Source organism: Abyssisolibacter fermentans (assembly GCF_001559865.1).
Lineage (GTDB): Bacteria > Bacillota > Clostridia > Tissierellales > MCWD3 > Abyssisolibacter > Abyssisolibacter fermentans.
Genome location: NZ_LOHE01000055.1, coordinates 20,568 through 31,884 on the forward strand (window position 1 = coordinate 20,568; position 11,317 = coordinate 31,884).

At 28.2% G+C, this 11,317-nt stretch carries 6 protein-coding genes; all 6 read right to left on the reverse strand.

Going from position 1 to position 11,317, the window contains the following annotated elements; genetic code table 11:
• Positions 1–5 precede the first annotated feature (5 nt).
• Entirely contained in the window at positions 6–1,235 is a 1,230-nt protein-coding gene (locus AYC61_RS09250) for an NAD(P)/FAD-dependent oxidoreductase (protein WP_066500451.1), read from the reverse strand.
• Positions 1,236–1,414: 179 nt separating this feature from the next.
• Positions 1,415–2,152, reverse strand: a complete 738-nt coding sequence (locus tag AYC61_RS09255; protein WP_066500456.1) for a TIGR03915 family putative DNA repair protein — start codon at positions 2,150–2,152, stop codon at positions 1,415–1,417.
• On the reverse strand, positions 2,149–3,441 hold the full coding sequence (locus AYC61_RS09260; RefSeq protein WP_066500460.1) for a putative DNA modification/repair radical SAM protein: 1,293 nt from the start codon (positions 3,439–3,441) through the stop codon (positions 2,149–2,151). The genes AYC61_RS09255 and AYC61_RS09260 overlap by 4 nt, the downstream gene beginning before the upstream one ends.
• Positions 3,442–3,614: 173 nt before the next feature.
• Positions 3,615–5,738: a methyl-accepting chemotaxis protein gene (locus AYC61_RS09265; protein WP_066500468.1), complete on the reverse strand. Its 2,124-nt coding sequence runs from the start codon at positions 5,736–5,738 to the stop codon at positions 3,615–3,617.
• A 363-nt stretch (positions 5,739–6,101) separates the two neighbouring features.
• Positions 6,102–8,192, reverse strand: a complete 2,091-nt coding sequence (locus AYC61_RS09270) for a methyl-accepting chemotaxis protein (protein WP_066500474.1) — start codon at positions 8,190–8,192, stop codon at positions 6,102–6,104.
• Between the two features lie 660 nt (positions 8,193–8,852).
• Entirely contained in the window at positions 8,853–10,946 is a 2,094-nt protein-coding gene (locus AYC61_RS09275) for a methyl-accepting chemotaxis protein (protein ID WP_066500480.1), read from the reverse strand.
• Between the last annotated feature and the right edge of the window lie 371 nt (positions 10,947–11,317).

An 11,317-nucleotide genomic window follows, 5' to 3' on the forward strand; every position in this document is an offset into this window, starting at 1 on the left:
GCAAGTCACCTGTCAAAACTAAAAAGTTTTAAGTCTTCTGTATTTTCTTTACAATATAATTTCTTTAACATATCTGCTCCCATGGCAGAATATAAAATTCCATTTGAACCATAGCCTAAATTAAAATAACAATTAGGATATTCTTCATATTCACCTACATAAGGCAGCCCATCTGAAGTTTCTCCAAATATTCCACTAAATTTATATTCTATTTCAATATCTGTTATTTCAGGGAACATAGATTTCAGTATAGTCTCAAGTTTATTATACTTATCAGTTGATAATTGATGAGTTTGTGATAGTACTGCAGCTGTACTTCTATCTCCACCAATATCGATATCTTCTCCGCCAGCAATAATTCTATCATCTTCAGTAGTTCTAAGATACATATATGGAGTATTTGAATCTCTAATAATACACCTATTATGCCATCCTTTAAAAGAAGTAACAGGCTTTGTAACTAATGTAAATGATCTGGTTAGTATTGTTGTCCTTTTTTTGATCAATTTTCTCGCTTCATATCCTGTAGCTATAATAAGTTTTTTACACTTTATCTTAAATCCGTTCTTTGTAATAGCCTCTACTCCATTTTCATCACAAATAAAATCTTTTAATTCTGTATTCTCATAAACCTCTGTACCTAAACTTACTGCTTTATTTATCAAAGCTTTTGCAAATTTATATGGATTAATTTCAGCAGATGCACCTTTAGTATATATGCCTCCTTTTACAGGAAAAGAAAACATTTTTTTTGCAGCATTCTTGTCTATATACTCAACATTAAAACCGTGTTTATTTCTTAATTCATACTCATTTTCTATATTTTTTAAATCTCCATTCTTATTTGTATAGTAAAAGCAATCTCTCAAAGAAAACTCACAATCTTCATCTAAATTATCCACAATATTTTTTATACTATGTACAGTTTGCTGACATAATTTAAAAGCTTTTAAGGCCTGTTTTTCTCCTCTTATTCCTTTTAATCCTACAAAATCTGTATCAATCTCGTATTGTAATATAGAAGTAGATATACATGTGCTTTGATACCCTATTATATTCTTATCAATAACTACTACTTTTGCATCAATATCTGAAAAATAATAGGAACATAATGCACCAGTAACACCTGCTCCCACAATCAACACGTCACATTCCAAATCTTTGCTTAAATATTCGAACTTGTTTTTAATCTCATCTGTTCCTGCCCAATATCTATCACCAGTAACGTATTTCATAAATTAACCTCCTAATTAATAAATTATAATTATTAATATAAAATTCTTATAATACTATTTTAGCTATATAAATAATCTGCATTATATTATACACTTATTATTTTTCATTTATATTAATACTTATACTCATTTATTTAAGAAATCAATAAATATGAAACAACTACATAAAATAAATTTATTTATTTTTCTATTAGATTACTCCAATACTTTTTAGGCATATAATTCATCTGCAACTTTGGATTTAGTCTTCCCTTTATTGCTGTTGATTTAAAATATTGCTTCCATAATTCTTGATATCTATACTCCTCTTCATTATAAAGTGTTTCTTTAAGCTGTTTATCTACATGTACAATATTAAATATACCATCAGCATAAAAAGATGCAATTGACCTATTCAAATCATGAATAATCCACCTTTCACCTGACAATCTTTCAGCAAAATGAGATGATAGTATTGTTAAAATATTATACTGTATATTAACAGGAGCATATAATACATTGCCTGTAATCTCTCTAAACCTTGTAATACCAAGCATAAGATGAACTTCTCTTGCAACCTTTTTATAGATATTACAAATATCTAAAACAGTATCCTCTGATAGATTTTGGTCAACATTTTTACCTATCTTAAATGCAAGCTTTATGTATTTATATGCTATTGTATATGAATCTTCTATTTCTGATAAGTATGCATAAAACACATTTTTTAAAGCTTGTTCAGATACCTTCTTTCTTAAAGCATCTGTTACTTTCTTAGCTTTATCTTCACTCGTCTTTATTTTTATTTTTTTTATAAATAAGCTTAATTGATTATCATCACATGGTAGAATCTTGTTTGGTTTTTCCTTATTGTAATATGCTTCATAAACCGCTGTCATAAATCCATCAAAGCTACCATCAAATATATAATAAATCATATTTTATCACTCTTTTGAACAATATTAGTGCCAAAAATTTCTGGATATAAGGACATGAATGTTACTTGATTAGAATTATCTTTCTTATTTTTATCAAATAATAGGTGCTGCTTAATAATATTTGAATCTAAGCTCTTATCACCATAAAATTTCCCTTTGCATGTAATAAAAAATTTTGCTCTTTTTAATACTACACCTAATTTTTTTAAATTATCGTAGCTTAATTGGCAATATTTCCTTGCTCCAACAATTCTTCTAGCTGATTTTACTCCTATTCCAGGTATTCTAAGTAATTCATCATAACTAGCTCTGTTAATTTCCATTGGAAACATATTAATATTACTTAAAGCCCAATCACATTTAGGATCTAAATCAATATCAAAATTAGGTTTATTTACATTTAATAATTCATCTGCTTGGTACCCATAAAATCTCAATAACCAATCAGCTTGATATATACGATGTTCTCTTAATAATGGGGGCGTATTGATATCAGGTAGTGTAGGGTGATTTAGTACAGGAACATAAGCAGAATAGTATACTCTCTTTAAATCGAATTTTTTATATAAATTCTCGGAAAGTTTTAATATCTTTAGATCATTGTCACTTGTAGCTCCAACCATTAATTGAGTTGTTTGTCCAGCAGGTATAAACTTGGGTGTTGACCTGAATTTCTTTTTTTCTTCTTTGTATTGAATTATCCCATTTTTCATGTTACTCATTGGCTTTAATATTTCATTCTTTTTCTTTTGTGGGGCTAAAAGCTTCAAGCTTTCATCTGAAGGTAATTCAATATTCACACTCATTCTATCCGCATAAGCACCTGCTTTTCTTATAAGCTTAATATCTGCTCCAGGAATACCTTTTAAATGAATGTATCCATTAAAATTATATTCATTCCTTAAAATTTCAACGGTTCTAATTAATAGCTCCATTGTATGGTTGGGATTAATCATAACTGCTGAACTCAAAAACAAACCTTCTATATAATTACGTTTATAAAAATTTATTGTTAAATCTGCAACTTCTCTAGGAGTAAAAGAAGTTCTTTTTACATCATTGCTTCTTCTATTAATACAATATGTACAATCATATACACAATTGTTTGTAAACAATATCTTTAACAAAGATATACATCTACCATCATCTGCCCAACTATGGCAAATACCACTTGGACTAGCATTTCCTATACCACCTGATTTGTTTTTTCTTCTACTACCACTAGATGAACATGAAACGTCATATTTAGCAGCATCAGACAAAATTTTAAGTTTTTCTAATGTATCCATAAAAATCACTCTCCAAAATATATACTTGGATATCTTCCATTTTAAAAAACTCACTCATCCATAAACTGAAAAAAAGGGTAAAGTTAATATCAATATGATATTACTCTACCCTTTTATTTTACCATAATTATACGAAACAATGCAAACATTTGTTCGAATGTAGCTGTTAATTTTTATTCATTTAATTTAAAATCTACTACTATATCCATAAGGTCATTTGCTAAATTAGCTAGCTCTTCACTTGAATTAGAAATTTCTTCAATTGATGCAGATTGTTCCTTACTACTATCACTAACTTTATGTGTCAATGAAGCAAATTGCTGTGTTATAGCTGATATATTTTGTATTGACTCAAAAGTCTTATCTTTATTATTATTCAATTTATTCATCATTGATACCAAACTATTTATATATACGATTACAGATTGTGCAGAATTCTCTACATTTTTAAAAGCATTTTCAGTATCTTCTAAAGACCTTGTTGATTTGCCAAGTATTGTATTTACTTCTTCCATATTATTGTTTACAGTTAAAATTTGATTTTTCATATCTGATAATATTTTAGAAATATTATTAGTTGCCCCTTCTGTTTCTTCAGCTAATTTTCTTATTTCATCCGCTACAACCGCAAATCCTCTGCCTGCCTCACCAGCTCTTGCAGCTTCTATAGATGCATTTAATGCTAACAAGTTAGTTTGACTTGCAATAGAATTAATTGTTTCTAATATTCCCATTATAGAATGTGATTTTTCTTCTAGCTTCATAACATCTTTTAATAAACTTTCTTCTATGTCAATATTATGAGTAAAATCATCTTTTAATTTATAAATAGAAACAGTACCGTTTTTACTAGTATCTATAACATTATTAAATTTATCATTTACTATTTTAGCACTATCATAAGCCTCTTCAATAAATGTACCTAGTTCATCAAGCTGTTCTACTGCTACTTGTGTTTCCGTTGCTTGTGTAGATGAACCTGTTGATATTTCTTCCATACTTGAAGCAATCTCCATAGATGATGCTACTGCCTGTTGAGTAATTGCGGTTAATTCTTCGGAAGAAGCTGCAACATATTCTGAAGATTTTATTATTTTGTGTATAACAGTACTTATATTTTGAGACATACCATTAAATGCTCTTGTTAACTGGCCTACCTCATCCTTACGATTAAGTATCTTATCTGGTATTATGCTTGTAAAATCCTTATTCGCTAATTCATTTGCATGTTTAGCCGAATCTTTTATAAATGTTGTTACCTTATTAATATTAATTATAATTACTATCCCGATAAATAATATCCCAATACCACAGCCTATAATAATTGTTAATAATAAACCCTTTACTTCAGTTTTCATTTCACTCATTGGTACAACTGCTGTAAAATACCAAGTATTTTCGCTTTCTCCAAACTTAATTGGATTATAACTCTTAAATAATTCACTATTTGCATCATTAAAATATGAAATATTATGAAATTTCTTACCCTCTTCTATATTTTTTAATAGTTCTTCTCGACTTTTTTTAGCTACTTCACTTTCTTCTTCATTAACTACAAATTCCGCTGCTTTTTTACCTATAAGCTTTTCATTAGGATGAGCTAAAATAATACCTCTGCTAGATATTATTGTACCATAACCATTTTCAAGTAATTTCACATTTGAATTTACTGCTTGTATATTATCAATTGCCATGTCTACACCAGCAGCTCCTACAAATTTCCCATTTATTATAACAGGACAACATATATTAACTATTCTTATTTTTTTGCCATCTACTTCTGAATACTTTGGATCAGATACGTAAACTTCCTTATGAGCTCTCATCTTGTGGTAGAAATCTTCATTAGTATATGGTGTACAGTCCTTATATACAATCTTATCCCCTACTCTTGTCCATCCAGCTGTAAATCTTCTCAATATATTATATGCTTTTGAATTTGGATCTTCTTTATCAACACCTCTAAAAGCTTCAACATCTAAGGATAACCAAATATTAAAAAATTCTTCATTTTTTTCTAAAGAATTTTTCATTATTCTCATAAGTTGTTCTTCATGTACATAACCTGATTTATTAATACCTTCAAATATATCTCTAAGGTTATAAGAAGCATCAAGTCCCTTGTTAATATATTCTTCAATTGTTTTAGCATAATACTCACAAGTTAAATCTGCTTCAACCATTGCTTCATCTATTTCAGCATTATAAACATTATATACGACAAATATTGCTATTGACGAAAAAACAAGTAGCACACTTCCTAGAATAGTAAGCATCATTCTAGTCCTTATTTTCATATTTACACCCCCCAATACTATCAATCTTGTCTCTTTCAATATATCAAATATCGTGATTTATTTCAACCATATATTAACTTAACAACATATTTATAGATAGATAATGGAATTTTAACATTGCTTGAATCTATGAATTTTTGTAATTTTTTTGTATTTTTATTCTCGATATTTTGTTATTTTAAATAATAAACATTAAATCTCAATAATTTTCTTAATTATTTTAATGATTTAATAAAATGTAATATTATTATTGTATTTAAAAATAGTAATAAAGTCCTAAAAATTAAATGTTAAATTTTTTTATATAATAAAAAAGCAGACACATTTTTCTGGTGTCTACTTTTTGACTATTAGTTTTAATATCTATTTAAGTTTAAACTCAGTTGTAACTATGTGAAGATTTTTAGCTAATTCATTTAATTCTTGGGTTGATTTTGCTATCTCTTCTATAGTAGCAATATGCTCTTGTACACTTGCACTTACCTCTTCTGTTGAAGAAGCAAATTCTTGTGCAAGAGATGAAATATTCTCTATTGAAGTTACTGTATTATCTTTAAGCTCTGTTGTTTTTTTCATACTGTTAAACAGCTTTTCAATAAAAGAAATCATGTCGTTTGTTGAATTTTCCACTTCTTTAAAAGCATATTGTGTATCACTTAATGATTTATCAACTTCTTTTAAAACTTTATCTGCTTCATCCATATTATTAGTAGTTGACTGCATTTGATTTTTCATTTCTACAACTATATTGACAATTGTATTGGTAGCATTTTCTGTATCCTCTGCTAATTTTCTTATTTCATCTGCTACTACTGCAAATCCTTTACCTGCATCTCCAGCCCTAGCTGCCTCTATCGAAGCATTTAATGCTAATAGATTCGTTTGACTAGCTATATTAGTAATAGCTTCTAATATTTCTTCGATTGATTGTGACTTAATAGATAACGTTTTTACATCTTGTAATGCAACAATCATGATCTCAGTATTCTTTTTAAATGCCTCTTTTAATTCATTCATGGAACTAAAACCATCTTGGCTTGTAAATATTAAATGATCAAAGCCTTGTCTTACTAAATCAGTATTATTCATGGCATTATCTATTTCATCTTTCAATTCATTCAACTTAGTAACAGAATTATCTACTTCACCCGCTTGTTGTACAGATCCTTGAGCTATATCATCTACTGCTAAGGCTACCTCCTCAGAAACTCTTGATACTTGGTCTGAAGCATCTGATAACTGCTCTGAAGATAAAGCAACATGTTCAGCTGATACTTCTATATTTCCTAGAAGATCTTTCATATTTAACGAAAGTTTATTAAATGCAATAGCTAATTCTCCTATTTCATCTTTTCTTTTTATTAGCGTTTCATCAATTTCCTCTGTAAAATCTTTATTAGCCATTTTATTTGCATATACTGCGCATCTCTTAATAAACTTTGAAATTGAATTAATGTTTCTATATATTATTATAGCAATTAATAGAATACCGCCAACACATATCCCTATTAATGTTTTAAATAAATATTCACTATCTTTAACAATTTCATCTTGTGGTATTATCGCACTGAACGACCACATTGATGTATTTCCAATTCTTATAGGGTAATAGTTAACTAATACATATGAATCCAATTCCTCAGAAAAACTATATTCATAAAATTCTTCACCTTTTTTTATGTAATCTAAAAGTTCTACTCCTTCTTTGGTCAAAAATTCTGAACCTATGGAACCAACTTTGGTATCGTCTTTATGAGTTAATACTCTTCCTGAGTTTGAAATAATTCTACCGAACCCTGATTCATATAAATCTAATTTTGAAGTTATTGCTTGAAGTGAATCTAAGCTTAAATCTACACCTACTGCTCCTAAAAATTTATTATTTACTATGATTGGAGCACTAAAATTAACTACGTATTTTACTGAACCATTTATATTTTTTAAAGATGGTTCTGTTATATAGCTTTCTTTTCTTACTTTAGGCATATTATAATAATCACTGACTATATAATTTTCGCAAGGTTTCAATTTAATAGTCCCATCTTCTCTACTATAGCACGATATAAATCTACCAGTTTTATCATGTCCAGCTTTATTAACAAATTCGGTATCCTTGTTATCAAAAGCATTTGGTTCAAAAACTACCCATGTATTTACGAACTCGGGATTTTCTTGTGCAACTCTTTTTAATACACTTAACATTGCGTCACGATTTGCATTGTTTGATAGTACAGTTGATTCAAAAATTAAAGATAGGTTATTAGAGAGTGATACTCCCTTTTGAATATAATTTTCAATTATGTAAGAATACCCTTTACAAGTTAACTCTACTTTTTCTAGAGTGGCTTCTTCTTGAACAGTATATGTCTGGTACAATGTAAAACCTATTATTAACCCAAATACAACTATTACACTTCCTAAAATAAATACGAGTAACCTTGTTTTCATTTTCATTTGTAAACTTCCCTTCATTATGTACTTTTTTAAATATTGGTTTTAGATGATTTAATATTATAAAACTATGTAAACTTAATTATGTCTTTTCGCTTTTTCATTTTATCATATAAAAGCCACATAATATTATAATTTACCACAATTTTCTTCAATTTTCAACTATTGTTCTAAAACATAGTTATTTTGTCCTATGATTTTATTTATCAGATTTGCTCTTTTTTGTATTGTACCTCCTACTCACTTCGTTCCTAGAATCAAGCGATTCACACAAAATCATAGATTTGGGTTCTCTTCTTAAACAACAAAAGCGGCATACGCCGCTTAATATTGGTTGCTTCATTTTAGATATAATTTGCTAGTTAATTTTTTCCAATGCTTAGTATAACTTTATTTAGTAATTAAAAATAAGCAAATGCTCTATACAAGAAATTTTGTCGCCATTGAGATAGTTGTCTCAATATAAAGTACAATTTGCTACTGTTATTAAATATTGAAAAAGTTATTAATTGCGATAAACCATAGATGTTAAATATACACATGTTAAATAATTTCATCTATATTGATTTTCATATTTGTTGTACATTATTTTAGTATAAACATTATAAAAAAAGTAGACACATTTTTTTTCAATCGTCTACTTTTTAGGTATCAGTTCAATATTTATTTAAGTTTAAACTCAGTTGTAACTGTATGAAGCTTCTTAGCTAATTCATTTAATTCTTGAGTTGATTTTGCTATCTCTTCTATAGTAGCAATATGCTCTTGTACACTTGCACTTACCTCTTCTGTTGAAGAAGCAAATTCTTGTGCAAGAGATGATATATTCTCTATTGATTCTATTGTATTATCTTTATGCTCTGTTGTTTTTTCCATACTACTAAACAGTTTATCGACAAAAGAAATCATATCATTTGTTGAATTTTCTACATCTTTAAAAGCATATTGTGTATCACTTAATGATTTGTCAACTTCTTTTAAAACTTTATCTGCTTCATCCATGTTATTAGTAGTCGACTGCATTTGTTTTTTCATTTCTGTAACTATATTAACAATTGTATTGGTAGCATTTTCTGTATCCTCTGCTAATTTTCTTATTTCGTCTGCCACTACTGCAAATCCTTTACCTGCTTCTCCAGCTCTTGCTGCCTCTATAGAAGCATTTAATGCTAATAGATTCGTTTGACTAGCTATATTAGTGATAGCTTCTAATATTTCCTGGATTGATTGTGACTTAATAGATAACGCTTTAACATCTTCTAATGCAACAATCATAATCTCAGTATTCTTTTTAAATGCCTCTTTTAATTCATTCATGGAGCTAAAACCATCTTGGCTTGTAAATATTAGATGATCAAAGCCTTGTCTTACTAAATCAGTATTATTCATGGCATTATCTATTTCATCTTTCAATTCATTCAACTTAGTAACAGAATTATCTACTTCACCCGCTTGTTTTACTGATCCTTGAGCTATATCATCTACTGCTAAGGCTACCTCCTCAGAAACTCTTGATACTTGGTCTGAAGCATCTGATAACTGCTCTGAAGATAAAGCAACATGTTCAGCTGATTCTTCTATGTTTCCTAAAAGCTCTTTCATATTTAACGAAAGTTTATTAAATGCATTAAATAATTCTCCTATTTCATCTTTTCTTTTTATTAGCTTTGCATCAACTTCCTCTGTAAAATCCTTATTAGCCATTTTATTGGCATATGCTGCACATTTTTTAGTATATTTTGATACAGATGAAATGTTTATATATATGATTATAGCTATTAGAAGTATACCTGCTATACTAATAATCATTAACATTTTTAATAAATATTTAACATCTTTGGTTATTTCAGTTCTTGGTATTACTGTACTGAACGACCACTTACTAGATGTATCTCCTATGCTAATTGGATAATATTTTATTAGTACGTCTGTATTTAAATCTTCTGAAAAACTATATCTATTAAATTCTTCACCTTTTTTAAGTCGTTTTAAGTATTCTATTCCTTCTTCATCTATGAATTCCGAACCTTTAGAACCAATCTTGGTTTCATCTTTATGGGTCAATATTACACCAGCGTTTGAAATAATCCTTCCATATCCTAATTCATATAAATCTAAATTGGAAGTTATAGCTTGAAATGAATCTAAACTCAAATCTACACCTACTGCTCCTATAAATTCCCTATTTACAATGATTGGAGCGCTAAAGCTAACTATGTATTTATTTTCACCATTTATAGTTTCTAGTAATGGTTCTGTTATGTAATTTTCTTTTAATATTTTTGGTACATTATAATAATCGTCACTTTTGTAATTTTGGCAAGCTTTCAATTTAATATTTCCATCTACTCTACTAAAGCATGGTACAAATCTACCAGTGTTATCATGTCCTGTTTTACCAACAAACTCAGAATCTTTGTTATCAAAGGCATTTGGTTCAAAAACTACCCAAGTTTTTATAAAGTCTGGATTTTCTTGTGCAACTTTTTTTAATACACTTAACATTTCATCACGATTTGCATTATTAGATAATACAGTTGATTCAAAAATTAAAGAAAGGTTATTTGAAAGTGATACTCCCTTTTCAATATAATTTTCAATTATATTAGAATACCCTTTACAAGTTAACTCTACTTTTTCTAGAGTAGCTTCTTCTTGAACAGTATATGTCTCGTACAATGTAAAACCTATTATTAACCCAAATACAACTATTACACTTCCTAAAATAAATACGAGTAACCTTGTTTTCATCTTCATTTCGAAAACTTCCCTTCATTAAATAATATTATAGAATATTAATTCTTAGATAATATAACCCTGGTTATTCATATAAGCCTAATAACATGCTTTATATTATTAAATTAGAAGGTGTGTAGTGAATTCAAAGGCATATCTAGGTGGTACGTCAAGAATTTAATATATGCCTAATAATTAGAAGTATGCGATATAGTATTTAATTTTCTATGAATAATCTGGGGTTAATATTATTAAACTATATTACCCTTTAAAGCTTTTCACTTTTTCGTATTCTCTTATAATTTACCACAATTTTCTTAGGTTTTCAACTATTGTTCTTGTCGTAATATTTTGTTTATGCTCATAAATTTAGCTCTTTACTAAAAAAAAAA